Annotated in this window: 18 protein-coding genes and 1 riboswitch; of the genes, 6 read left to right on the forward strand and 12 right to left on the reverse strand. The window is 54.5% G+C overall.

Annotation, left to right across the window (positions count from 1 at the left end; translation table 11 throughout):
- Positions 1–273 precede the first annotated feature (273 nt).
- Both gdhA and DACE_RS08020 read left to right on the forward strand, forming a co-directional pair.
- Positions 274–1,623, forward strand: a complete 1,350-nt coding sequence (gene gdhA / locus DACE_RS08015; protein WP_006000116.1) for an NADP-specific glutamate dehydrogenase — start codon at positions 274–276, stop codon at positions 1,621–1,623.
- A gap of 1,017 nt (positions 1,624–2,640) precedes the next feature.
- Positions 2,641–5,253 carry a PEP/pyruvate-binding domain-containing protein gene (locus tag DACE_RS08020; RefSeq protein WP_006000118.1) on the forward strand — a complete coding sequence of 871 codons (2,613 nt, stop codon included), beginning with the start codon at positions 2,641–2,643 and terminating at the stop codon, positions 5,251–5,253.
- Positions 5,254–5,262: 9 nt separating this feature from the next.
- On the opposite strand, the gene DACE_RS08025 is transcribed toward DACE_RS08020, so the two are convergent.
- The 4 genes from DACE_RS08025 to DACE_RS08045 all read right to left on the reverse strand — a co-directional run bounded on the left by DACE_RS08025 (position 5,263) and on the right by DACE_RS08045 (position 9,125).
- The gene (locus tag DACE_RS08025; RefSeq protein ID WP_006000120.1) at positions 5,263–5,454 is read right to left on the reverse strand and encodes a hypothetical protein; all 192 of its coding nucleotides are present in this window, start codon (positions 5,452–5,454) and stop codon (positions 5,263–5,265) included.
- 367 nt (positions 5,455–5,821) lie between these two features.
- Positions 5,822–7,249, reverse strand: coding sequence for a cryptochrome/photolyase family protein (locus DACE_RS08035; RefSeq protein WP_006000122.1), 1,428 nt, complete (start codon positions 7,247–7,249; stop codon positions 5,822–5,824).
- Positions 7,250–7,259: 10 nt separating this feature from the next.
- Positions 7,260–8,849 carry an ABC1 kinase family protein gene (locus tag DACE_RS08040; RefSeq protein WP_006000125.1) on the reverse strand — a complete coding sequence of 530 codons (1,590 nt, stop codon included), beginning with the start codon at positions 8,847–8,849 and terminating at the stop codon, positions 7,260–7,262.
- Positions 8,850–9,125, reverse strand: coding sequence for a hypothetical protein (locus tag DACE_RS08045; RefSeq protein ID WP_006000127.1), 276 nt, complete (start codon positions 9,123–9,125; stop codon positions 8,850–8,852).
- An 83-nt stretch (positions 9,126–9,208) separates the two neighbouring features.
- Here DACE_RS08045 and DACE_RS08050 point away from each other — a divergent pair, with 83 nt between their 5' ends.
- From DACE_RS08050 to DACE_RS08065, 4 genes are all read left to right on the forward strand, one after another.
- Entirely contained in the window at positions 9,209–10,081 is an 873-nt protein-coding gene (locus DACE_RS08050) for a MerR family transcriptional regulator (protein WP_006000129.1), read from the forward strand.
- A gap of 23 nt (positions 10,082–10,104) precedes the next feature.
- On the forward strand, positions 10,105–11,061 hold the full coding sequence (locus tag DACE_RS08055; RefSeq protein ID WP_006000131.1) for a YbgA family protein: 957 nt from the start codon (positions 10,105–10,107) through the stop codon (positions 11,059–11,061).
- A gap of 397 nt (positions 11,062–11,458) precedes the next feature.
- Complete coding sequence (locus tag DACE_RS17215; RefSeq protein ID WP_006000133.1) at positions 11,459–14,446, forward strand: EAL domain-containing protein; 2,988 nt, start codon at positions 11,459–11,461, stop codon at positions 14,444–14,446.
- Between the two features lie 148 nt (positions 14,447–14,594).
- A complete protein-coding gene (locus tag DACE_RS08065; protein WP_006000135.1) occupies positions 14,595–15,284 on the forward strand; it encodes a hypothetical protein in 690 nt (229 codons plus the stop codon).
- On the opposite strand, the gene DACE_RS08070 is transcribed toward DACE_RS08065, so the two are convergent.
- From DACE_RS08070 to DACE_RS08105, 8 genes are all read right to left on the reverse strand, one after another.
- A complete protein-coding gene (locus DACE_RS08070) occupies positions 15,274–16,368 on the reverse strand; it encodes an RtcB family protein (protein ID WP_006000136.1) in 1,095 nt (364 codons plus the stop codon). The two genes, DACE_RS08065 and DACE_RS08070, sit on opposite strands and share 11 nt — an antisense overlap.
- A gap of 20 nt (positions 16,369–16,388) precedes the next feature.
- A complete protein-coding gene (locus DACE_RS08075; RefSeq protein WP_006000138.1) occupies positions 16,389–17,687 on the reverse strand; it encodes an OmpP1/FadL family transporter in 1,299 nt (432 codons plus the stop codon).
- 232 nt (positions 17,688–17,919) lie between these two features.
- On the reverse strand, positions 17,920–18,558 hold the full coding sequence (locus DACE_RS08080) for a MarC family protein (protein WP_040366659.1): 639 nt from the start codon (positions 18,556–18,558) through the stop codon (positions 17,920–17,922).
- Between the two features lie 236 nt (positions 18,559–18,794).
- Positions 18,795–19,577 (reverse strand): ABC transporter ATP-binding protein, encoded by a 783-nt coding sequence (locus DACE_RS08085; protein ID WP_006000142.1) that lies wholly within the window; start codon positions 19,575–19,577, stop codon positions 18,795–18,797.
- Positions 19,568–20,599, reverse strand: a complete 1,032-nt coding sequence (locus DACE_RS08090; protein ID WP_006000145.1) for a FecCD family ABC transporter permease — start codon at positions 20,597–20,599, stop codon at positions 19,568–19,570. Before DACE_RS08090 ends, DACE_RS08085 begins: the two co-directional genes overlap by 10 nt.
- Complete coding sequence (locus DACE_RS08095; protein ID WP_050769986.1) at positions 20,596–21,708, reverse strand: ABC transporter substrate-binding protein; 1,113 nt, start codon at positions 21,706–21,708, stop codon at positions 20,596–20,598. The genes DACE_RS08090 and DACE_RS08095 overlap by 4 nt, the downstream gene beginning before the upstream one ends.
- Before the next feature lie 11 nt (positions 21,709–21,719).
- Positions 21,720–23,846, reverse strand: coding sequence for a TonB-dependent receptor plug domain-containing protein (locus tag DACE_RS08100; RefSeq protein WP_006000151.1), 2,127 nt, complete (start codon positions 23,844–23,846; stop codon positions 21,720–21,722).
- Between the two features lie 172 nt (positions 23,847–24,018).
- Positions 24,019–24,224: riboswitch (cobalamin riboswitch) on the reverse strand.
- Positions 24,225–24,348: 124 nt separating this feature from the next.
- Positions 24,349–26,175 (reverse strand): lysophospholipid acyltransferase family protein, encoded by a 1,827-nt coding sequence (locus DACE_RS08105; RefSeq protein WP_006000154.1) that lies wholly within the window; start codon positions 26,173–26,175, stop codon positions 24,349–24,351.
- Positions 26,176–26,316: the final 141 nt, after the last annotated feature.

Raw genomic sequence — 26,316 nt, forward strand, 5'->3', positions numbered from 1 at the left:
AAGGCGGTATCATTAGCCTGAAATATTAACTGCGTGTCACTGGCGTGTTTCTTTTCTGTTAGGCCGTTTTTTACGGCAATAGGCGTTAATGTGTTTTCAGACTACACAATGAAGTACTTATTTGTGTTTGTTGGGCTGGTTGGTTTCTGTTTATAAAATGTGCATAAGGGCGTTTTTTCAGCGTTTATGGGTTTGGCATTGATTTTGTAGATAAAGAAAAGTGATGTTTTTGCATATGTGATTAAATTTTAAACACCTCTGGAAGGAAAAACCATGACCCCGACCTTTGACGAAAAAATTGAGCCCATCTATCAGGAAGTGTTGTCGCGCAATCCCGGTGAGACTGAATTCCACCAGGCCGTGCGTGAAGTTCTCGAATCATTTGGCCCGGTAATGGTCAAACATCCCGAGTTTCGCGATCAGCGCATCATCGAGCGAATCTGTGAACCGGAACGGCAGATTATCTTCCGTGTGCCCTGGCAGGATGACAACGGACAGATTCACATCAATCGTGGTTTCCGTGTTGAGTTCAACAGTGCCTTGGGGCCGTATAAAGGCGGTCTGCGTTTTCACCCTTCGGTGTATCTCGGTATTATTAAATTTCTTGGTTTTGAACAGATCTTCAAGAACGCCTTGACCGGTCTGCCTATTGGCGGTGGTAAGGGTGGCTCCGATTTTGATCCCAAGGGCAAATCTGACGCTGAGATCATGCGTTTCTGCCAGAGTTTCATGACGGAACTGGCTCGCCACATTGGTGAGCATACCGATGTTCCGGCGGGTGATATTGGTGTTGGCGGTCGGGAGATCGGTTACCTGTTTGGTCAGTATAAACGGATCACCAACCGCTGGGAGGCGGGTGTGTTGACCGGTAAGGGACTCGACTGGGGCGGTTCGTTGGTGCGTACCGAGGCTACCGGATATGGCGCGGCATTCTTTGTTGAAGAGATGCTCAAGGTGCGTGGTGATTCGCTGGAAGGCAAAACCTGTGTCGTCTCCGGTAGCGGCAACGTGGCGATCTACACCATCGAAAAGATTCATCAACTTGGTGGCAAAGTTGTGGCCTGTTCCGATTCCGGCGGTTACATCTATGATGAAGCCGGTCTCGATCTGGAGATTATCCAGCAGCTCAAAGAGATCGAGCGGCGTCGTATCAAGGATTACCTCAATTATCGCAAAGACGCCAAGTACGTTGAAAAGGGTAATATCTGGGAAGTGCCCTGCCAGGTGGCTATGCCGTCGGCCACGCAGAATGAGATTAACGGCAAGGATGCCACCATGCTGGTGAAAAACGGCTGTATTGCCGTCGGTGAAGGGGCCAACATGCCGACCACGCCGGAAGGGGTACGGGTTTTCCTCGAAGCCGGGATTGCCTACGGTCCGGGTAAGGCGGCCAACGCTGGTGGCGTAGCAACCAGTGCTCTGGAGATGCAACAGAATGCCTGCCGTGATTCATGGACGTTTGAATATACCGAAGAGCGATTGCAGCAGATCATGTGCAACATTCATCAACTGTGCTACGAAACGGCTGATGAGTTTGGCACACCGGGCAACTATGTTAACGGTGCCAACATTGCCGGTTTTATCAAAGTGGCCAAATCAATGTCGGCATTAGGCTTGATTTGATTTTTGATCAATCGTGATATGCTTTTGGCTCCGATTCCTCCTGCAGGGATCGGAGCCATTTGTGCATTAAGAAAATGTTCGTATCTTAGCGAAGCCCTCCCGTACTGAAGTGAGGGAATTCGAAGAGCGCGAAGCCCGGGAGCCCACGTCATGTGGGGAGCAACAGCGAGAACGGCTGAAGTGCGCTGGAGCAATTTGTTCCGTATGGTGGACCACAGAAGAACAAAATCAAGGTCAAGATCGCCGGGTTTCGCCCCGGCAGGCGACATCCTTTTGGCAAGCCGCCCAAAAGGATGCAAAAGCCGGCTAGGGATTCACAGTGATTTCTTGATTTAGATAGGATGAATCGTTTTCCGTTATGCTTCACTGATTCGGCTCGTTGCCCTTGAGGTCAACGAATCGTGGGCTTCATCAGCGATGGCATTGACGGTGATAAAAAACAGGAGCTTGAACAACCAAGTTGTGCTGGCACCCTGGCAAAGAGGGAGTGGGCTTTGCCCACCCCAAGGGCAGTAAAATTGAACAGCCCGCGATAAACGAATAGAGCCCCCAAGCTCTCCCGTACTGCAGCGCCGAACGCAAGGAGCTGGAGCCGTGATGATCGTCGGCAACTGTTTGAGCGTCAGCGAGTTTTGCCGACATCACGGCGGAAGCGGATGGAGTGAGGGAACCCGTAAGGGCGCATTGGGGTTGTTATGAATCAGAAGAACGAGAGGTGTTGCGTGAGATTTATTGCGTCAGCAAGGCAGAGGGAGGAGCTATAGTCGTTCTATGGCGACGACCGATAACGCCGCTGACGTGAAAAAGATCCGCAACAACTCCGTGAAGGCTGATTTATGACAACCCCTTGGGAGTCGATTTTGCGTTCCTTTTGTCGACGCAAAAGGGACCCGAGTGTGGGCGCGGAAGCCCACGTCACGTGGGCACCAACATTGAGAACGGAAAAGGGTTCGCTGTAGCAACCAGTTCAAACACCGCAAACCACAAAACACCAAATTACTCTACAGAGGAATTTCAATGGATTCAGCATTACGCGTCACCTCCGGCTACGACAGCCTCGACCAGATTCTCGACGGACTCCGCATCGGCGACAACGTGGTGTGGGAAGTTGACAGCATCGATGACTACCGCTATTTCATCGGACCCTATGTCGACCATGCCCTCAAAGAGAATCGACGGGTGATCTACATGCGCTTCGGTGAGCACGAGCCGCTGCTCGGGGCGTCACCCCACATTCGGGTGTGCTCCATCGATCCACGCCAGGGCTTTGAACATTTCGCCACCCGCATCCATGAAATCCTCCGCGACGAAGGCACCGGCGCTTTTTACGTTTTCGATTGCCTGTCGGAACTGCTTTCCGCCTGGACCACCGACCACATGGTCGGCAACTTTTTCTGGGTCACCTGCCCGTATCTGTTCGAGCTGGATACCGTGGCTTATTTTGCCCTGATCCGCCATAGTCACTCGTTTGAAACCCTCGACCGCATCCGTCAGACCACCCAGGTGCTGGTCGATGTCTACCAGGCCGATGGACATTTCTACGTCCACCCACGCAAGGTTTGGCAACGCCACTCGCCGACCATGTTCCTGCCGCATCGCAAACACGGTGACCGCTTCATTCCCATCACCAACAGTTGGGAAGCAACTAAGCTGCTACGTACCCATGGTCGTCGTGAGGGGTACGGTACCCGCTATCTCGATCACTGGCATCAGTTGTTTCTCGAAGCCGAACGCCTGGATCGCGAACAGGCTGAACCGCGCGAACAACTGACCATGATTCGTCATATTTGCCGTCATATGATTGGCCGCGATGAACGCGTGCTGGCGCTCGCCGAACGCTATTTCTCCTTGTCTGATCTCATCAACATTCGTTCGCGTATCATCGGTACCGGCTTTATCGGCGGCAAGGCCGTCGGTATGTTGCTCGCTAACCATATCCTCAGTAAAGAATTGTCGTTTACCTGGCGCGATGCTCTGGAACCTCATGATTCCTTTTATGTGGGTTCCAACGTCTACTACAGCTACATCGTCCACAATGGCTGGTGGAAATTGTTCATGGAGCAAAAAAACACTGATGGCTATTTTTCCGCTGCTGAGACGTTACGCGAGTGCATGATGCAGGGCGTGTTTCCTGAATCGATCCGCGAAGGGTTCCGGCGCATGCTGGAATATTTTGGACAATACCCGATTATCGTCCGTTCCAGTTCCTTACTGGAAGACGGTTTCGGCAATGCCTTTGCCGGAAAATACGATAGTTTTTTCCGCACCAACCAGGGTACCCCGGAAGAGCGGCTGGAGATGTTTGAGGATGCGGTGCGGCGGATTTTTGCCAGTGCCATGAGCGAAGAGGCGCTGGCCTATCGCCTGCAGCGCGGACTCGATCAGAGCGACGAGCAGATGGCGTTGCTGGTGCAGCGGGTGTCCGGCAGCTACCATGAGCGCTATTACTTTCCGGAACTGGCCGGGGTCGGCGTGTCGTACAACAGTTTTGTCTGGGATCGTGACATGGAACCCACCGCCGGGATGTTGCGCCTGGTTCTCGGTCTGGGAACCCGTGCCGTCGATCGGGTTGATGGTGACTATCCGTGCATTGTCGCTCTGGATGCGCCAATGAAGCGCCCGGTCAAAGGCGTGGAAGACGTGCGCAAGTTTTCCCAGCGTGATGTCGATGTGCTCAATGTTGAGGAAAACGCGCTGCAGACAGTGTCTACCCTGCGCCTTTCCGGGGCATTACCTGAAATGCCATGGTCTCTGTATGGTGTGCGCGATACTGAAACCAGCAGCCTTATCCGCAGTCGCACCCGGCAAAAAGAGGATGTCTGGCTGCTCACCTTTGAGCGGTTTCTGGCGCAGACCGATTTTTGCGCCATGATGCAGAACGCCTTGAAAACACTGGAAAATGCCTACGATTATCCGGTGGATATTGAATTTACTGCCAGTGTTGATACCCAGCAGACCATCCGTTTGTGCGTGGTGCAGTGCCGTCCGTTGCAGACCAAGGGCATTCAGACTCTGGGTCAGTTGCCGACCGATCTCGATGACGAGCAAGTGATCTTTCGTAACGAGGGCAATTTTATGGGTGGCAATGTTGCCCACCAATTGAGCTGGATTATCTGGGTCGAGCCTGATGAATATGCCCGTCTCGGCCATGCGGATAAATTTGAGGTGGCCCGCCTTATTGGCCGCCTCAACAAGCGCATTGCCGATCGACAGGACAACAAAACCATGCTGCTCGGACCAGGACGCTGGGGGACATCAACACCGAGTCTCGGCGTGCCAATTGCCTTCAACGAAATTAACAACATGACCATTGTTGGCGAAGTGGCCTTTGAAAGCGGCGGCATGATGCCGGAGCTATCCTACGGCTCCCACTTTTTCCAGGATCTGGTCGAGAGCGAGATCTTTTATCTGGCGCTTTATCCGGAGCGCCGCGATTGCCAGTTTAACCGTCAGCGATTATTGAACTTCCACAATGTGTTTGAAGGTTTAATGCCGGCCAGCAGTCGGTTTAAAAAGGTGGTGAAGGTGCTGCAGGTGGAGGATGCCGGACTGTATGTCCGTTCTGATGTGGTCAGTCAGCAACTGGTGTGCTACAGCGAAAACGGCGATTATGCTGAATTGCCGGTTTAGAGGGCTGGCTCAGATGATCGGTCCCTGATAGTCCAGAGTTGACCAGAAATAACCGAGAGCGCCGAAGGCGACGGTAACCACCAAAAGGAACACGGCAATGAGGCTCATGACCATGCCGTTGCGGTATTCTTTGCGGCGGATGAAATGCCAGGCCAGGTAGAAAAACAGGAAGCTGGCCGGGGCGGACAGAAACATCATCATGGTGAAACAGGGCTCCTTGATTAGGGCGTTTCGAAACGGCCCCTGTTATAGCGAATTTTCGGAGTGGGTTCAAGAGGTGAGGGAGGTTTTGTAGTTGGTGGTTTTTAACACGGAGGCTCGGAGACATGGAGAAGGGCAACCCCGTTTCGCCTCACGATGACTTCACGATCAAGTCGGATAAAGGCCAAGATTTATTTTGGGAGAATCAAAAGAAAGCCCCAAAAACATTCGCGAATAAATTCTCTCCTACAAATATGGATTTGAGAATGTTCAGATCTTATCCGAAGTTATCGAGGCCTTTATCGTGAGGCTAAGAAAAAAGGTCTGCCATGAGGTTTTCTCCGTGTCTCAGTGGTGAAAAAATCATTCAAGTTGCCTGCCGCATATGCGCATAGGCATCCAACGCCTGCTGGCGTGAGACTTTGATATCAACCATCGGCTCAGGATAGGTTCCACCAAGCGTAATCCCACATTCCTGCAACAAACCCTTCGGAGCTTGCCACGGGCAGAACAGATAGCGGTTCGGCAGCTTGGCCAGTTCCGGCACAAAGTGGCGGGTGTAGTCGCCGTGGGGATCAAACTTCTGGCCTTGGGTGACCGGATTGAAGATGCGGAAGTAGGGTGCGGCATCCGCTCCGCAGCCAGCAATCCACTGCCAGCTAGCACTGTTGTTGGCCAGATCAGCATCGAGCAGACAGTCCCAGAACCACGCGGCGCCATGGTGCCAGTGGATGCCGAGATTTTTCACCAGAAATGATCCCACCACCATGCGCACCCGGTTGTGCATGGTGCCGGTCTGCCATAGCTCGCGCATCCCGGCATCCACAAACGGAATGCCGGTCAGCCCCTGCTGCCAGCGGTTGAGTTTCTCTGCATCATCGTGCCAGGGGAAGAGGTTGAAGCGACGGTCGAGATTGATCCGATCCATATCGGGATGGTGGAATAGCTGGGTAACGGAAAACTCCCGCCAAGCGAGTTGACGTTGAAACGCCAGGGCGTCTTCGTGGCCGATGGCTTGCGCGTCATGCCACAGTTGATGCACGGAAATCTCCCCCCAATGGATAGCCGGTGACAGACGAGAGACGTGGGGCTGCGCTGGTAAATCGCGCCCCTCACCATAACCGAGCAATTCTTCTTCCATAAAGGTCTGCCAGCGTTGCTGAGCGCCAGCTTCTCCCGGTTGCCAGTGGTGGAGGACTTTGTCCGCCCATGGATGGTTAGGTCGCAATTCGAGGTCCGCCAGTTTCAAGGCGCTGTACGGTGTTACCGCAGCCAGAGCGATTTCGGCAGGTCGGGGCAGGGGGGACCGGACCGGCACACTGTCGCGGGCGTGGCGGTAAAATGGTGTGAATATCTGATAGGGCGTCTGGTCTCTTTTCAGCACCTGCCATGGTTCCCACAGCAGTGAACCGTTGTCACTGTGGACGGTGATGCCCAGCCCTTGCAGTTTCTCTTTAATTATCCTGTCGCGATTGATCCGCCATGGCTCATAGCAGCGGTTCCAGGTCACGGTCCGGCAGTCATAGTGCTGAACCAGTTGTTCAAGAAGAGTATCAGCCGGGCCCCGAAACAGTTGCAGGTGGCCATCAAGTTGTTGATTGAGGGCGTCCAGACTGCGGTGCAGCCAGCAGCGGCTGGCCGCGCCCATGCGCTGATCTGCGGCATGTTCATCATCGAGAATATAAATGGGGATGACCGGACCGAGGCGTGTTGCTGTGAGCAGGGCCGGGTTGTCATGCAGGCGTAGATCCTGGCGGAACCACATGATGACTGGGGCAGATGGCGCAGAAGGCATAAGTGTTTTCCTATTTCAAACGTAGACCGCGCCAAGTCAGCAGACCGGCGACGGCTAAAGCAATCCACGATGCGTTCTGTGCCCAGGATTGCGGGGCGCGTTGCAGGTAGAAGGCGACGGCCAGCCAGAAAATGATTATTGCCAGGCGGCGCAATAGCTTAGCCAGATGGTGCAGCAGGTACTGACGGTCGGCATTGGCCATGCGCACCACCAGATCACCTTGTTCGGCGAGTTCCGTTACCCGCCGTGCCCGGCTCAGGGTCAAAGGCAGTTGTGCGACCTCCTTGATCAGCTTGTCAAGGCCGAGAGAATTTTCACCTAAAGCCCGCGGCAGGTTGTTTTTGAGGATCGGCAGGATGTCTTTGACGCCGTTAAAGTTTGTGACGTACTGAGTCCCCAGGCCCTCAATCAGCGAGCTGACGCGCATGACGTAAATAATATCCTGCGGCAGCTTGAACGGCTGATCGTGGAGCACGTCAAGCACACCGAACGCCAGTTCCTGCATGCTTGATGCATCAAGTTGTTCACTGTCGAAGATGTCAAACAACCGTTCGGCCACCTCGCTCATGTGACGTGGATCTGATTCTTCGGTGAGGATGCCGAGGCGGCGCGTGGCGCTGACCAGCAGATCGTAGTCGCGCTCGTAAGCGGCCTTGACCGCGTAGATCATCGCCTGACGCATGGCCTGGGGAATCCGACTGACCATGCCGAAGTCGAGAAACACCAGTTGCCCCTGTTCCGTCACCAGCAGGTTGCCGGGATGCGGGTCGGCGTGAAAGATCCCCTTGACCAGCATCTGTTCGGTGTAGAACATCACCAGATGCTGCATCAGCTCTTCGAACGACACCGACATTTTTTTTACCGCTGCTACATTGTCGATGCGCACACCCTCTTCAAAACTCATCACCAGGGCAAACTCGCTGCAATAGGCCGGGTAGGGTGTCGGAAAGCGGATCATCTCCGGTTGATGGTCGTTGTAGATCTGGCGGAACTGTTCGAGGTTGGCCAACTCGCGGCTCATGTTGACCTCTTCGAGAATCACCTGAGTAAAGGCGCGTAGCACCGATTCGATGGAGTGACGGGTCTGGTCGGTGAACAGTGGCTGAAACAGGTGCATGAACAGGTTGAGAAGAACGATGTCAATGCGCACGATCCAGCGAATGTCGGCGCGCAGCAGTTTGACCGCCACCCAGTCGCCCTCTTTTTTCAGCCGTGCCCGATGGACCTGGCCGATGGAGGCGCTTGCGATGGGCTGTTCGTCAAAGGCGCTGAAATAGGTCTTGTCACCGAAGGCGTTCTCCATGACCTGGCGTCTTTGGGCGTCGTTCATCGGTGGCATCTGGTCGTGGAGCTGACGCAGTGCGGCCAGATAGTCGCTGTCGAAAAAGTCCGCACGGGTGGCGAGGACCTGGGCCAGCTTCAGAAAGCTGGTTCCCAGGGTGCGGATGGTGGCCACCAGCTCGTGTGGTGACAGTGGTTGCCACAACAGCCACCGATCGCGGCGGCGAAACAACAAAAACACCGTGACCAGAAAGCGGAAGATGCGATAACTGCGCAGTGGATGACACTGGCGCAGAATGAGCAAAATCAACCGGCCCACTTAACGATCCAGTTCCTTTTTCAACTGTTCAAGATCTTCTTTTGTGGCCAGGCCCAATTCATCGATCACTTCCTTGAGCAGTCCTTTTAATGTTTGACGCAGGCTTTCGCGCTCTTCTGCGCCTTTTTCGGCCAGATCATCAAGAAACGTGCGCGCAGTGTTTTCGGCTTTACCCTGCCAATCTTTGAGCTCTTCGCTGTTTTTTTCAATCTGCTCTTTTGCCGCCAGGGCGCCGCCGAGAGCAACATAAAAAAGTTGTTCCAATTTGTTTTCCATAACATCCTCCATATTTCTATTGTTATTGATTGCGTTTTCCTTATAGTATTTAGTGATATTCATCATTTGTCCAGGACAAAACCATGCTCACTGTTCAACAACTCAGTCAGGAACTCGGCGTCAGCGTCGATACGTTACGTGTCTGGGAGAGACGCTACGGCTTTCCCCAACCGCAACGCGACAGACGCGGCCATCGTCGCTATCCTTTGGATCAGGTGGCACAGTTGCACATTGTGCGTAAATTGCAATCGTTGGGTTATCGTCCCAACAGCCTGTTTGCCATGTCTGCTGATGAGCGCCATCAGTTGCTTGATTCCTATGTGGCTGAAGATGAAAATCGTGCCCGTGGCTTTCAATCTCTGGTGTTATCGGCGTCGCTGGATGAGCTGGAGCAGGTGCTGCGCTATCACCTGGCCACGACTACCATCGAGCATTTTATCCTTCATTGTAGCGCAGAGGTGCTGGCCTGTCTTGATCGTGGTTGGATATCGGGGGAATTGACCATTGCCCGTGAGCATGCCATCTCTGACCGGATACAGAAGATCTTGCTCGAAATTCTTGGTCAGCAACAGGATACCGATGTGGCATCGCCCCTGATGCTGTTTGTTACCATTAACGGTGAGCGCCATCATCTGGCTTTGCTGATGGCGGCGGTGCTGTTTTCGCGTCAAGGGGTGCGTTGTCAGTGGCTGTTAGAGGATTTACCCATGTCGGAATTGCCGGATCTCGTTTATGCCACCGCCTGTCACGGTGTTGCCCTTTCGTTCAGCAGCCATTATTCGTCGCTGCAGGCGCGCAGTGATCTGGTGACATTGCGTCGCATGTTGCCCGAGAGCTGTCATATTGTTGCTGGAGGCAGCGGGATCGCCAGTGTTTACCAGATCCCTGGAACGACTGTGGTTGATGACCTTGGTGAGGTGGAGGCGGTCAGCCGCACACTCTTTCAACGTAAGTGATCATTCTGCCCGGGAGGTGTTTTATGGAAAGCCGCATTCGTCTTGGTGTCAGTTCCTGTCTGTTGGGTGCCAAAGTCCGCTTTGACGGCGGCCACAAACGGGATCGCTATCTGACGGACGTGCTTGGTGGCTATGTTGATTACGTGCCGGTGTGTCCGGAAGTCGAGGTCGGACTTCCCATCCCCCGTCCGGCGTTGCGCCTGGTGCGTGATAGCCATCAAGATGTGCGGCTGCGTTTTTCCAAAGGTGGCGAAGATATCACCGATAAAATGCAGTGTTGGGCGCACCAGCGTGTCCAGCAGCTGGAGTCTGAACAACTCGATGGTTTTATCTTCAAGGCCAAATCACCGAGCAGCGGTATGGAGCGGGTTAAAATTTATCCCGAATCTGGTGGTATGCCCGATCATCATGGTATTGGGATGTTCGCGCGGATCTTTATGGAGCACTTTCCCCTGCTGCCGGTCGAGGAGGAGGGCCGTCTGCACGACCCCAAACTGCGTGAAAATTTCATTACGCGGATTTTCACCATGAAACGCTTGCGTGAAACTCTGGCCGCCGGCTCTGGTTATGGGGGAATGGTTGACTTTCACAGCCGTCACAAGTTATTGATTCTCGCCCACAGCGAAAAGATCTACCGCGAAATGGGCCGTCTGGTTGCCCATGGCAAAACTCTGCCTTTTGAGACCTTTCAAGATCAGTATCGCACCTTATTGCTCAAGGCCATGTCTTTGAAGACAACGGAGAAAAAGCAGGTGAACGTTTTGCAGCATATTCTTGGATATTTCAAAAAGCAGTTAAGCGCTGATGAAAAATCTGAAGTGCTGGAAAAAGTAGAGGATTACCGCAATGGCCTGGTTCCGCTGATTGTACCCATCACGTTGCTTAATCATTATGTGCGTAAATATAAACAAGATTATCTGCAGGAGCAGGTTTATCTCAATCCACACCCTAAAGAGTTGAAATTGCTCAACCATGTTTGACTCTGTTGTTTGAAGTTCCGTTTTCCCACTGCCTTTACCTTTTTAAAATCTCAGTTAAGATTGTTAGAGTTTTTCTTAACCGCGGAACGTTCTTTAATAAAGGTGGCAGTGGTGCGAGATTTTATACCTCAATGGGAACTTGGGACGAGAATCCCTTTCTTCACGACCGGTGCCGCTCATACCTTTTGCGCCTCTTTTCTTGGGACTGACGTTTCTTCTTGCTTCTTTTCTCGTGTCCCAACCTCGCGTTTCGTCCTGAGGTGGGATTGTTCTGTAAAACGGATCACGCCGCACATTCGTTTGAACACGAGTGTTATGGTTGCTCCATTATCCAATGGCGCGGTTGCCGTAAACGGTGATCAGATTTGTCTGTACCATCAAATGATGAGGGCGTCCCATGATTCGTGAACCTCAGCCTCATTGGCAAAAAAAATCGTATCGTTCGGTGGCTCTGGCCGTCACGATCGTTTTTTTGGTTGTGGTGTTGACGGGCATCTTATTTGTGGTGCAAGTCAAGCAGCATGTGGTTGATCTGGTGGCGCAGCAGAGTTTTAAAACGGATCAGCACGTGCTTAAAACGTTGCTTGACGACCCTTTGCAACGAAATGATCTCGCCCAGATGAAACGGATTCTCAAGGATTTCTTCGAAGGGAATCCGGACTATGTCGTTATCCGTCTTTATGATCCAGACAAAAGCCCATTATTTTCAGCGACTCGGCCCGTCGAACAAAGCCAGCTTACCTTGCAGGCTGAAATCACTGTAGGAGAGTCTCAACGACGTGTCCATTTGGTTGTGATAAAAGAAGTGGTGGTTTCCACACAATGGTTGCCTTATCGAGGGTGGAGAGCCATTGCGTTAATTGTTTTGGGTTGCGTGGTGCTCAGTCAGCTTATGTGGTTGTTTATCAAGCGATTTGGCCTTGATCCCCTTTATGCCGGGGTCTTGCGAGAACAGCACTATTATCGCAGCCTGTTTGACCAGGCTCAAGAAGCCATTTTGGTCATGTCGCAAAGCGGTGAACTGCTACGTTTTAATAACGCCGCACGACGCTTGTTCAAGTTGCCGGAAACGATGGAAACCGGCAATCTGCGTCAGTTCCATGATAAGACAAACTGGCTGAAGATTCGCTCCTTTATAAAAATGATCAAACAGCAGGGGCATCACACTGAAACGGCTTACCTCCCGTCTATAGATTTGTGCGTTGAGATTCTCGGCAGTCAGATTGTTTTGGAAGAGCAGACGCTGATTCAGTTGGTGATTCTCGATATTACCGAACAGTATCACAGTCAACTTAAACTCAAAGAGCTGCAGGAAGAGCTCGAACGAAGTCTTGATGAGTACCGGACCTTATTTGATTACAGTGTTGACGGACTGACGGTCCGTAACCTTAACGGCGAGTTGCTGCTGTGTAATAAATCCTATGAAGAGATGCTTGGTCGCACGTTTGCGGAACTGAATCATCAGCATTTCACCAAATTGTGTGATCCCCAGGAAAAAAGTGCCCTCAGCGAGAAATACCGTGAGGCACTTGAGGGGAAATCCATTCTGTTTGAATTCACCTATGAACATAAGGATGGCCATCACTTTCCTGTTGAAATTCGCAGTATTGTCATTGACTACCGGGGCGAACCTTGTGTCTTGACTGCGGTTCGCGATATTAGTGAACGGCGTGAAAAAGACCAGCGCTTGCGGGAACTGTCAGCGGTTGTCGATCACAGTAACGATGCGGTGATGATCATGGATGACTCTGGGAATGTCCTTGCCGTGAACAAAACGTTTTGCGACCTCAGCGGCTATTCAGAGGAGGACTTACTCAACAGACTTCCCCTGTTTCTCAGGGCGGAACGTCATGACCGTGTGTTCTATACCGACTTAGTTAAGCAGTTGCGAGACGAAGGGCGCTGGGAAGGAGAGATCTGGATACGGCACCATCGCGGGCACAGCCTGCCGCAATGGCTGCGGATCGAAACAGTGGAAGAACCCGAAAACAAAACAACACGCTACGTTGCGGTGAGCGCTGATTTAAGTGAAGAAAAGGCCTGGGAAGAAAAAATGCTGCAGCTGGCTCAAACCGATCCACTGACTGGCTCGGCCAACCGGGTGCTGTTTCGCGATCGTCTGCAGCAGGCCATCAAGCGTGCTCAGAGCCGCAAAGGGATGGAGGTCCAGGTCTTTTCTCTTGATCTGGATTATTTTAAACGGATCAATGATTCTCTCGGCCATGTGGCTGGTGACCGTATGCTGATTGAGGTTGCCGCGCGTCTGAAACGTGTCAGCCGCGGGCAGGATACCATCTCGCGGCTCAGTGGCGACGAATTTGCCATTCTGGTGACCTGTCTCAATGATGAGGTGGATGCGACGCGTATGGCCCAGAAGATGTTGCAGGCGATTTCTGAACCGATGATGATCGATGGGGCTGAACTGATTATCACTGCCAGCATTGGCGTGGCTCTTTATCCGGGAGATGGCGACGATGATGTGACGTTGATGGCCAATGCCGACAATGCCATGCATCAGGCCAAACGCCAGGGACGCAGCCGGATGTGCTATTTCTCTGCCGAGTTGGCGGATAAAGCTCAGGAGTATCTGACCATTGAGTCGAAGTTGCGCCGGGCACTCGAAAACAGCGAATTGCAGCTCTACTACCAACCGCAGGTTGATCTGGCCACCGGCGATATTGTCGCCGCAGAAGCGTTGCTGCGTTGGCACAGTGACGAGCTGGGCTGGGTGTCGCCGGACCGCATGATTCCGGTGGCGGAAGAAGGTGGTTTGATCATTGCTCTGGGCCGCTGGATTATTGAGGAGTGTTGTCGAACGATTAGAGGATACCACCGGAGCTCGGGGAATTGGTTTCCTATTGCCGTCAACGTGTCGGCCCGCCAGTTTCTTGAGCCCGGATTTACCGACGAGCTTGTTGAAATTGTGAGGTTTTATGACATTCCCCCCTCACTTCTGGAATTGGAATTGACGGAAAGTATGATGCTTGATGATGTCGGCAAAGCGATTGAGACCATGAAAGCGTTAAGCTTTAAAGGGTTCAAGATTGCTCTGGATGACTTTGGCACCGGTTATACATCGCTTGCCTATCTGAAACAGTTTCCGGTGTCAAAGCTCAAGTTGGACCGTGCGTTTGTCACTGATGTCCATCGGGACGTCAATGATGCTGCTATTGCAGAAGCGCTGGTCACCTTCACCCGTGTCATGGGACTGAGCCTCGTTGCCGAGGGAATTGAAGAATCGGTGCAACATGAGTGTCTCAATCTCATGGGGTTCCGTTTTGGCCAAGGCTATCTGTTTTCCAGGCCGCTACCCAAGGACCAATTTATCAGCCTGCTGGAGACTAAGTTGGGTGTTTCTTTTGTGCGAACGATCCCACCTGATTGAGATGAAAATCACCGTTTGGTGATAAATGATTTGATCCTGGTGTCTGAGGATGGTTTTATGGGGCAGTGTCTTTCCCTGGGCATTGCGCTTCACGGTGATGTCTGACGGGACAATTTCAGCCTCAAAAACCTGACAGAGATCACCGCCCATGCCCTCATCTCAATCCATACCCGATCAACAAGGCCTGCATCTCTATATCCCCCTCTCCGGGCGGGAGATTCGGCGAATTCGCCGTGGCAGCCTGGTGCGCAGTTTTGGCAGTTTTCTCGGCGCATTGCTACCGGTGCTGGCACTGTGCGTAGTGGCCGTGCTGGTGACGATGCTGTTCGGCCAACCGTGGTGGCACGGAGCTTTGTTGCTCGTTGCCATGGTGCTGGTGGCTGATATGGTGTTGGGGCGGCGGCGGATCGGTTGGTTGCGGCGCAATGTGACCATGATGCTGACGGGAGCAGCCGGTTATTTTGTCACCATGCCCTGGCATCCGCAGTTTCTTCCGTCAACCTGGAGCTCTGTTGATATTCAGGCGACGGCCGCCACGTTTTTCCTGTTGTGCGGAGTCCTGTTTCTGATTGTCGTCCAACGCCTGGCTCAGGCCGGTATTCAGTATGCGCAACGTGCTTTTTTATTTAAAAAGGATGATCAGTCGCCAAAAGCACTGCAGGCGGATCTCAATCACCAGGGCGTCACCGCCTTTGATCCTTTCTTTGAATCCCTTGAAGAGAGTGGCCGCCCCTATATGACCCGGGCCGAGGTGCTGGCCATTGTCACGGTTCTCAATCAGTATCGTGCCCGCATGGAACACGAAGAAAACCGCGACAAAGGATCGACTAGCCCTTGATGTTGATCAACGGTTTGATGTGGGCATGCACCGTTACCAGATCTTTTTGCTGTTCCATAACGGTAAAGATATTTTTGTAGGCCAACGGCGATTCGTCGAGGGTCTTTTTGCTGACTCGGGCGACAATGCCGTCCATGCTGCGACTGAATTCCTGCATGCTCAACTGATCCTTAGCCGCTTTGCGGCTCAATACCCGTCCGGCTCCGTGCGAACTCGACCATAACGACAGCGGATTGCCTTTGCCTTCAACAATGAACGAGCCGTCCCGCATATTGCCGGGAATTACGCCCATCATACCTGCCTCAGCGTGGGTGGCACCCTTGCGGTGAATCCACAAACCGTCTTTTTCCTCGGCGTGATTATGATTGCGATTGATCAGCTCTGACCACTGCGCCTTGCCGGTGCAATAACGTTGAATCTGCTCCACCACCCGACCAATAATTTCATGGCGGTTCTGTAAGGCAAAAGCCAGGCAGAAGGCCAGGTCCATCAGATAGTCACGTCCCGCTGCCGAATCCACCGCCAGGCCATCGTGGCCCTGACGCGCTTTTGTCCCTCCGGCAGCCTGTTTCATGTAATGTCCGGCCACCGAATGGCCGAGGTTGCGTGACCCGGAATGGACGATGATCCATACTTGGTCGTTGCCGTTATGGCCGATCTCAATAAAGTGATTGCCGCTGCCCAGTGAGCCCAGCTGCAGCAGGCCGTTTTCAGCAAATAATTTAGCCAGAAAAGGGCTGCGGGGAAGATGTTCATGGTTCCAGGTGGTTTCCTGGCGGTTGTGGTGAAACCCCACCGGCACAGCTTGGTAAATGGCGTTGAAGATTGCCTCACCATGGGCATGAATCTCTGTTGCGTCAAAGGTTGTTGGTACCGCGCACATACCACAGCCGATATCGTAGCCCACCCAGGCCGGGACAATGACATCCTGCGTCGCAATAACACCGCCGATGGGCAGGGCATAACCGAGGTGGGCGTCGGCCATCAATGCACCGCGCACGGCATACTCCTGTTTGAGAGCCGTGTAAAACTGATCGAGGGTGGCTCCATCAGGAGCATCGGCAAAGATGTGATGTGGTTTCATCTCAATGTATGCTTTTCGTTTCAGTAGCGGCGTGTCACCATCACATGGCTGGTAAACTGCGAGACTTCGGCACTGTAACCATGATGGCAGAACAGGCCGTTATCGCCATAGGCTTTTTTCTTTAACGCCCACTCCAGGGCAAGGTCAACCTGCCACTTTTGCCATTTCAGTCCGGCACCGGTTGTCACATGATCGGTCACAATGGCCGGGAAAAACGGGAAGAGGTTTTTTCCCGGAATGGGATCATTGCCGTGATTATACCCCAACCGCAGGCGCAGGTTGTCGGTGCAGCGATATTCCAGCCCTACGGCCAACACCCATTGGTCGCGCCATGACATGGGGTAGCTGTAAGCCAATGATGCGGGCACTTGGTCGTTGCCCCTCTGGTGAAGTTTCAAGCGGACATTCTTAACGGCATTGGACCAGTTGATCCAGTCGACATCCACGGCCACTTTTACGGTGTCACCAATCAGGTAGCTGAAGCCGAGACCAGCCTGACGTGGCCAGTTAAATCCAGACAATTCGGCATCGTAATCGACCAATCCTTCACCCAGTGCCGAGTAATTGATTTGCGCATTGCCGTCTTTATAGGTCAGTTTTGATTCGGTCAGGTAAGCACCGCCAACCGTCAAATTTCCCCACTGATATTGAAAGCCCAACCGCAGACCCGTTGCCCAGGCGCGCGAGTCTTTCAACCTCATGCCGAAAAAAGCAAACTCATTGGTGCCGTCGCCATCGTCATCAACGGCCAGACTGGTATGGGGGAACATATCCATTTTTGCTGTGGCATAACCGCCCTGCAAACAGATTCCCAGTTTCAGGCGGCGGTCTTCACTGTGCCAGGCCAGCGTCGGCGTGGCTTTCATGTAACTGATGTCACTGGACAGCTCATCATACTCCTGGGACATGGCCACCTGATCGGCAAACGGCATACGCAGGCTTTCATAGCGCAAACCCATGCCGCCCTGAGCGAAAAAACCAAGACCGAAGATGAAAGGGGAATTTTTGATGGGCTGGGCCCAGGCCAGCAGCGGCAGGTGAAACAGTTGTTCATCGGCCAGGAGATTGTTGCCGTGCTGATCCTGATGATGGTTGCGTGGCTGCAGCATACTGTCGCCGACACTGATTTCGCTACCGCAGCAGCCGCTGAGCCCGGCAGGGTTAATGTTCATGGCCGTGACATTATCAACCAAGGCCAAGTCCGCTCCCCCCATGGCGCTGGAGACAGCACCATAACCGATCATATTCATGCCGTTTGTCGCCCAAGCTGTGGTGGAAAAGCCCACGAGCATGACAAACAGAAGCATTAAAATACGCATGTCTCTCCCGGCGGAGTGATAACAATCCGGTCGCCTTTCTTCCAGGCATCCGAGTTGGCGGGGTGGTTGTCAGTGAGATTGATATTGCATTGTAGATAAAGTTTTAAACAAGGCTTGGCACGAGTTGAAAACTTTTAGCCCCTGGATTCTTTGTAGCATTTTTATGCTGTGAATGCGAGGGTTTAGCAGCCGAAGGGATATTATTCCGTTTATGGTTGGATTGGTGATGTCTTTAGCCGGCCAGTGAGAAGGCGCCGCGAATGCCCTCAATGACCATTTGCGTTCCGATTGATGCCAGAATCAGACCCATCATCCGGGTGATCACGCCCAAGGCGCTGGGTCCGATGAAAAAAACCAGTTTTTCACCGAAAATAAACAGGATGTAGGTTAGAACACAGAGCACTCCGAACATGGAGATGGTCACCAGCAGTTCGGTGATACCGCCACCCGAAGAAAAATTCATGGCCGTGGCAATGGTGCCGGGACCGGCAAGGATTGGCATCGCCAGCGGCGAAACGGCAATACCGAGAGAGTCTTCGGCAGGTTTTTGCTTTTCGGCATGGCTCGGGTGCTGAACACTCGAATGGTTGCCCTGCAGCATGTGAAATCCGACCAGAAAAACCAGTAAGCCGCCGGTGAGGCGAAATGCCGGCAAGGTCAAGCCGAACAGTTCAAAAATGATTTTTCCGGCCACGGAAAACAGGGCGACAATTGCAAAGGCCAGTAGCAGGGCGCGTAAGGCGATGGCCGCTGTGGTTTTAGTGTCATCGTCACTGGTCAGGCCAATAAACACCGGCACGTTGGCAATGGGGTTCATAATGGCAAAAAAGCCCATGAAAACAGTGAATGCGTGCAGCCAGATATTTTGTATCATACTTTCAGCTCATGTCTGTCAATGCTTAAAATTCGCCTGAATGACGTGGAATGGTGCGAGGCGAAGCCATACCCGAAAATCTGGTGATGATAGCGCATTTGTCCCGTTGATGAAGAGAGATCTTCAGAACATGTTTGTTCTCACTATAACGTGGACCGGACCCCGACTGCAAGTTTGGCTATTGTGGACTTCAAACCTTGTTGCGTTTTCTCTGGAGTGTTGTGGTGGGATTGTCAGAAGGTCTCCGGCCAGAACCAGCGTTGGTTGTCGTGTCCTTCCAGCATCCGATAACGTAGCCCGAACAAGGTCGACAGGTCGCCGGTGGTCAATTGCGTCGTTGGAATATGACGCAACAGCCGCCCTTCGTGCAACAACATGGCCCGGTCGGCCCACTGCAGGGCGAGGTTGATGTCATGCATGCTGAAAATCACGGTAGTGCGCTTCTCACGACTGGCGGCGCGCAATTTATCCATCAATTGCACCTGATGTTTGGGATCGAGGTTGTTGGTGGGTTCGTCGAGCAGCAGGATGGCCGGTTGTTGGGCCAGGGCGCGGGCGATCACTGCCATCTGCACCTGACCGCCGCTCAATTTGGTCATGGGCGTGTAGGCCAGATCGATGAGTTCCATGTGATTCAGGCTCTGTTCAACCAATTCCAGGTCGGTTGCTGAAGGACGAGCCGACCAACCGCCTTGATGGGGCAGGCGACCGAGCAGCACGTAGTCAAACACCGTCAGGGTCGGCGGCGGGGAGTTCTGAGCCACATAGGCGCAGTAGTGGGCGATACGTCGCGGCCCAAGCTGACGCAGGGATTGATCAAGCGGTGCACCGAGGACGATGTTGCCACTGTCAGGCGTCAGAATCCCGGCCATCAGTTTGAGCAGGGTCGATTTACCGGAGCCGTTAACGCCGAGCAGGGCGGTGAGTTGGCCGTCGGCCAGGGTGGCGTCCAGACCATTGAGCACCGGATGACCGCCGCGATAGGCAAAATGCAGGTGATGCAGGGTCAGGTCCATGGTTGCTCCCGGCTGAACAAAAGCACGAGGAACAACGGTGCGCCGAGGAACGCGGTGACCACCCCGGCGGGAAAGGTCAGCGGTGCGAACACGGTGCGCCCGATGAGGTCGGCGAGCAGCAACAAAATGGCGCCGCTCAGGGCGCACAACGGCAGCCGTGCCACCACATTATCGCCAACCAGTAACCGCACCAGATGGGGGGCAACCAGGCCGATGAAGCTGATGACACCGAGCAGGGTGACGGTGGTGGCGGTCATCAGTGCCACCAGAGTGACCCCGGCCAGCCGCAACCGGATGACATTCAGGCCGAGGGTGGTGGCGGTGTCGTGACCGCACAGCAGGGCGTTGAAGGTGCGGCGCTGACTCCACAGTGCCACCAAACCAATCAGCGTGACCAGAGCCAGCAGACGCAGATCGCGCCAGTCGGCACGCCCGACATCGCCGAAACTCCAGTGGACGATGGCGGCCAGCTGGGTGTCGTCGGCCAGATATTGCAACAGGGTGGTGGCGGCGACAAACAGGGCGCTGAGCGCTACCCCGGCAAGGATGATGGTTTCACGTCCGCAGTTACGCCACAGACTCAAGGCGAGGATCAGCAGGGTGGTGGCCATGGCGCCGCTAAACGCCAGGCCGGTGACCAGCCACGGCGACACGGTCAGCGCCGGACCCGACGACAGCAGCCAGATGCCGCACGCTGCGCCGAACGACGCGCCCTGGGAGATGCCCAGGGTGGAGGGAGAGGCCAGTGGATTGTTCAGTAACACCTGGAGGATGAGCCCGGCCGTGGCCAGAGCCGCGCCGCCGAGAATGGCGCTGCAGGCGCGCGGCAGGCGGATGTGCAGCAGGACGCGTTGCGACGCGCTGAGGGAATGGCCGTCACCGCACCACAGCTGACGCCAGTCCACATCCATGGCGCCGCTGGTCAGGGCGAGCAGGGTGATCAGGCCCAGCACCAGCAGGGTCGCCAGCCAGCCCACGGTCAAACGACGCTGGCGCTGATGATAGGCGTGGCGCAGGCTCATGATGACGGTCTAGCCTCTGCGGTGAACGGCGCGAACGGGCCGAACAGTTCCGCCATCTCCCGGTAGAGCGGTGCGCCGACAAAGAAGCGGTAAAAGCGGTCAGCCGTGGCCGCGATATCGACATCGGCAAACGCCTCGGGGTAGAGGATGGTGGCCATGTAATGGGTTTCGGCCAGCACCGTATCGGGGCTGGCTGCGTAGTAATGGGGAATGATGCGATACAGACGCTGGTTGCGTACCGCGCTGAGCGCGGCAAACGCCGGATGGTTGAGGTCGTTGTGTACCAGAGACGCACCGCTGGCACAGATGAAGATTACCTCGGGATCGGCCTTGATTAAACTTTCCGCAGCCATAGAAAAGCGCCCTTTGATCAGGTTCTTTGGGGGCGTGATGGCGTCGGCGATGTTGTGGGCGTTGAGCAGCACAAACGGCGGATAGTCGCGGCTGGTGCCGAGCAGGCCGTGGGCGACGCGGAAATTGAGGCCGCCGATATAGCATGTCGTGGATGAGGTGTGCCCTTTGATGCGCTGGTGCAGATCATCCAGGCTGGCGTCGATGAATGCCTTGATCTGTTCGGCGCGCTCCCGGCGTTCACAGATCGTTGCAATCAGATTCAGCGATTGTTCAAACCGATGGCGCTGGCTGGTCAGGTTGCCGTTGTGCACCATCACCACCGGAACGCCGGTCTGTTGTTGGAGGCGATCGGCGGCCTGCGGCGTGCCCCAGCCCATGAAGATGACGTCGGGCTGCAGTGTGACCAGCGCCTCAGCGTCGATCTGACGGCGTGAACCGATACCGGGCAATTCGCCGAGCTGGGGATGGGCCAGTCGATAGGAGCGGCCGCTGCCACCCAGCCACTGACGCGGATCTTTTTCCTCCTGCTCCACGCCGACCACCTGCGAGGCAAGGTTCAGATAGCACAGCATACTCAGAGCGGAATGGATGCCCACCAGCCGCTGGGCCGGAACGGGCACCTCCACGTGGCGTCCGGCCAGGTCCGTTACCGTGCGCGAGCCACGATGATCAGTGGCCGCGCCGGCAAACGAATTGGTCAGGATGATCAACAGTCCGACCACCACACATCTGGCAATGATTCGTAACGGCATCATCGTTATATCCGTTAAAAGGTGCACTGCAGTCCCACAACAATATTGCGGCCCGGTTCGTAGATCCAGGTCGCCTGGCTGGAACGCAGATGGCTGCGGTAGCCGCGGTCAAGCAGGTTTTTGAGGCTGACGTTCAGGTCGATGGCGTCAAACATGGCCCAGGCCCCAAGGTTGAGCCCGGCATGCAGATCAACAGTGGTATAGCCCGGCGTCTCTTTTTCGCTGTCCGACACATTGCGTTGACGGTCGTAGAGGGTGGCCTGGGCGCGCAGGGTGTAGCGCATGCCGTTGCTCAACGGCGCAGCGTAGCGCAGACCGATGCGGCCGTTGAGCGGGGCAATGGCACTGAGATGATCATTCGTGTCACGATCTTTGCCTTCCACCCAGGCGATGGCCGTTTCCACATCCAGCCGTGATGTCAGACTGATGGTGGCTTCGGCATCGATGCCGTACAGCTCCGCATCCTCGACATTGACGTAACCGTAGGTGGGAATAGAGCCGAGGAATGAACTGTCCTGTTTGACCAGATCAATGTAGTCATCAATGCGGTTGTAAAACACACTGACATAGCCACTGGCGCGGGATGACAGGTATTTGAGACCCAGATCGGCATTGTAGGTGTATTCGGCATCCAGATCCGGGTTGCCGATAATCACCTGACTGCCGCCGCCACGGGTGGAATAGCGCTCAAACAGATCCGGAGCACGAAACGCTGTGGCCAGATTAGCGGTCAGGTGCAGGGTGTTGCTCAGGGCGTAGAGTGAACCGAGGCTGAATGTGACGGCTTGATCTGTTTCGCGGGAAAATTTATTGACCGACGCGATTGTGGCGGCACCGTTGCTGCCGTAGCTGGTCTGGCTCATGGTGACATCGTCGGCATCGGCGGCAAAGTAATCGTAGCGACCGCCGAGGGTCAGGCTCCAATCTTCGCTGATCATGATTTCATCCTGGGCAAACAGCCCCAGATGGTCACGTTCGCCGTCGGGCAAAGGCTGAAAAGTGAGCAGCTTTTTCAGCGATTCGTTGGTGGTGCTGAAGATCTGCTGCGATTCATTGGAATCCGTGGTTTCATGGACAATCTCCAGGCCGGTGACCCACTGTTGATTCCGTCCCGGCGCAAAGGTGGCCTGCAGCGAGCCGCCGGTGGCGGTGGTGTCGATGGTGTTTTGCTTCAGGTTGTGGACCTGTTTGGCCGTGTTGGGAAAATCGCCGACAAAGCGCCGTTTCTGATCGACATGAAACACACGGGTTTCCAGACGCTGTACTGCACCGAGGTCGGTGCCGACATAACCGAGTTTATAGCTGCGGGTATTGTACAGGGTAAAGTGGGATTCCGGCGCGCTCGGGTCTTTTTGCGCCACCCCCATGTCGTTGATGTCGTTAATGCGCAGCTCCGCCTTGACCGTGTGGTGGTCGTTGATGTTGTAGAGGGTTTTCAAGTCGAGGCTTTTATTCTCAAACTGGCTGTGAGGCAGCTCGTCGCCATCGCCCACTTCATAGTCGTCGTGATCCTCGGCCGCCACATTGAGGCGGATGCCGAGGCCGTGACCACCGGCGTTGACCGTGTAATTGCCGACCACACCGTCATCCACCGATGAATAGCGTGTGCCGATGTGGTGCTGCGCCTGCCAGGTGTCGCCATCGGCCAGAGCCACCTCCTTGGTGATGACGTTGATGACGCCGCCGAGGGCGTCGCTGCCATAGAGCACGGAGGAGGGACCCTTGACCACTTCGATCCGATCAATGTCGCTGCTGTCGATAAACGGTGTCAGCGGCGCGCGTCCCGCCCACAGGTTGGTCTCGCGGTCGCCGTCGAAAAGCACCAGCACCCGGTTGGTGCCCATGCCGCGAATGGTTGGCGTGGTTTCCCACGGCCCGGCGCCGCTCAAGGTGACGCCGGCCACGCCGTCGAGCAGATCGGTGAAGGTGGTGGCGTTCTGTTCCTGAATCTCTTGCTGATCGACAACACTGATCGTCACCGGCGTGGCAAAGGCGGAATTTTCCGAGCGGGTGGCGGTGACCACCATGTCATCGAGCCGGATGCTGTCCGTTGTTGCATCGGCAAACGCGCTGGAGAGACTCAGTGTCGTAATCAGCAGACATATAAAAAGGACATAACGAATAATGTGGCGATTTTTCATGGTGAAACACTCCCTGAGTAATTACAAAAAATACATAGGATAAAAAACGGGGAGGATTCAGACCATCAGGCGAGGTGGAAAACAAAAAAGAGCCCGTAACCAGACGGTTACGGGCTCCCATTGTGACCCTTGACCTTGCGCATGTCGACCGAATCATCCCCTTCGGTACTGTTGACATTAAACCACGATAGCAGGTCTTCTGACTTCCGGATCATCCTCCAATCGCGCCTTCCCGAAGTCATTCTTCAGTGGCGTTATGCGATTGTTGTCCCCGGTTACAGCGGTGGGTCCGTTCCCGATTTTCACGGGATTCCCTTTTCAGCAGCCGCGGAGGCTTGGTGGCTCCTATGGCTGAACACTGTCGTGGTGAACGTATTTAATTGTTGTGAGCTATGTCCTGTCGTGTATACAAAAAGGCCATGGCGGAGATAGGTATAGCTGATTTGCGGCGATGCTCGCAACAGCTTTCTTGTTTTTAGGGGAAAAAATAATTCTCAAAGAGTCAGGCGCAGGCCGCCGTCTGGTGCTGTTGTACCGCCAGGTAGTTCGCGTAACCTTGCCGTCCCATGTAGCGTTGCAACTGTTTGCGTTCGGTCTGTTGCAAATCGACCAGCAGCAGGCCGTCAATCACATGACCGAAATCCGGATCAAGATTAAAGGCCAGCAGCTTGCCGCCAAGGCTCAGGTAGTGGCGCAGCAGCACCGGGATACCGCGGCTGTCGCTCTCCAGGTCGGCAATCAGCGCGGAGATCTCGTCCATATCGCGCAGCAACGGGTCGCTCTGCTGCGCGGATAGGCCTTGGATCTTCAGCGGTGTCACCGGCACCGGCAGGCGCGGCGATACCAGCCCGGACCATTCCTTAACCATGAAGTAGCGTGTCAACGTGTCGACCATCAGGTGGCGCGAGTTGGCGGTGTAGTCGTTGGAGATACTCACCGGGCCGAACAGGTAACGGTAATGTGGATTGTTGACCAGATAATGACCGATCCCTTTCCACAGTAGCAGCAATGGTGCATAAGAGCGCTGGTATTCCGGGCGGATAAACGAGCGTCCCAGCTCCAGGGCGTTGTGCAGCCGCTCCAAAAGTTGCGGTTGAAAATTGAACAGCGTTGAGGTGTAGAGGCCTTCGGCGCCGTAGTGGCCGAGCAGGTCATCCACCCGTCCGATGCGGTAGGCGCCGACCAGCTCGCCTTGTTTGTGGTTCCACAAGCACAGGTGGGTATAGGTTTCGTCAAAACGATCAAGATCAATGCTGTGGCCGGTTCCTTCACCCACATCGCGGAAGGTGACTTCCCGCAATCGGCCGATTTCGTTGAGGAGCCCAGGGGCTTGTGCCGCAGTGAATTCGACGACGGCAAAGTCACCACTGTGCACCAGGTGCTGCGCCTCGGGCAGGGCGGCAATTTCGTTTTTCAGGGTCTCAGCAGGCCGGGGCGCGGAAATGGGCTGCGGCTCGTCGTTTTCTGATTTGGCCACGGTTTTTGCGCGGGTGTTCGTTGCCAGGTTCAGGCCATAGGTGCGCAGACGCAGATAGTTGTTTAACTCCTGACTGGTCGCAAAGCCGATCAGTTTTTTGCTGGGCAGCAGATTGCCGATGCGCAGTGGCAAGGTTTGTCCTGCTTTGTTCAACAACATGTGCGGCAACAGCAGGGTACGCAGGCGTGGATGAAGGCGTCCCGCCCATTGAAACAACGCCCCGTTTTCACCGGGAAAGAACACGGGGAGTACCGGGGCCTTACTGCGACGGACCAGGCGCGGCAGGGTCGAACTCCAGACCGGATCAGTTATCTCGCCCGTCGCTTGACGGGAGGACACTTCTCCGGCAGGAAAGATCACCAGCATGCCGCCTTGTTTCAACCAGTTCAACGATTGACGTAATGGGGTCAGGTTGGTGCGGGCCGCGTCAGCGCCACCAAACGGATCGACATTGATCAGCTGATCGCGCAATTGCGGAATGCCGCTGAGCATGAAGTTGGCCATCACCTTGAAATCCGGGCGCACTTTGCCGAGTAAGGCCATGAGGATCAGCCCCTCAATACCGCCGAACGGATGGTTGGCAATCAGGATGCATGGCCCTGAGGTTGGGATGCGTGCCTGTTCGTGGTCGCTCAACTGATAACGAACGTCAAGGGTGTTCAATGCCTGTTCGGCGAAAGAGATCTCAGTGTCTTGGGCGCTGACCCGGTCGTAAAGTCGCTGGCAACGCTGTAGGCCCAGCAGGTGTTCCGCCATCATCAACAAAGGTTTTTTCAACCGCGCCGGGACACTGGAAACGGGTTGTCGCGAAAGAAGAAAAGGACTCGCCAGAGTATTGTCTGTTCCGATCATATCGCTCCATCCTGCGATTTGGGTGATCCGTCATATAAACAGGAGCGTGTTGGAAACAGGTTGAAATCGGATTAGGTTTTGTTGAGGATAACGGGGACGGCTAAAGATAAAAAAAGCGAACCGCACTGAAAGATGCGGTTC

This window comes from Desulfuromonas acetoxidans DSM 684, assembly GCF_000167355.1.
In the GTDB taxonomy this organism is placed as follows: domain Bacteria; phylum Desulfobacterota; class Desulfuromonadia; order Desulfuromonadales; family Desulfuromonadaceae; genus Desulfuromonas; species Desulfuromonas acetoxidans.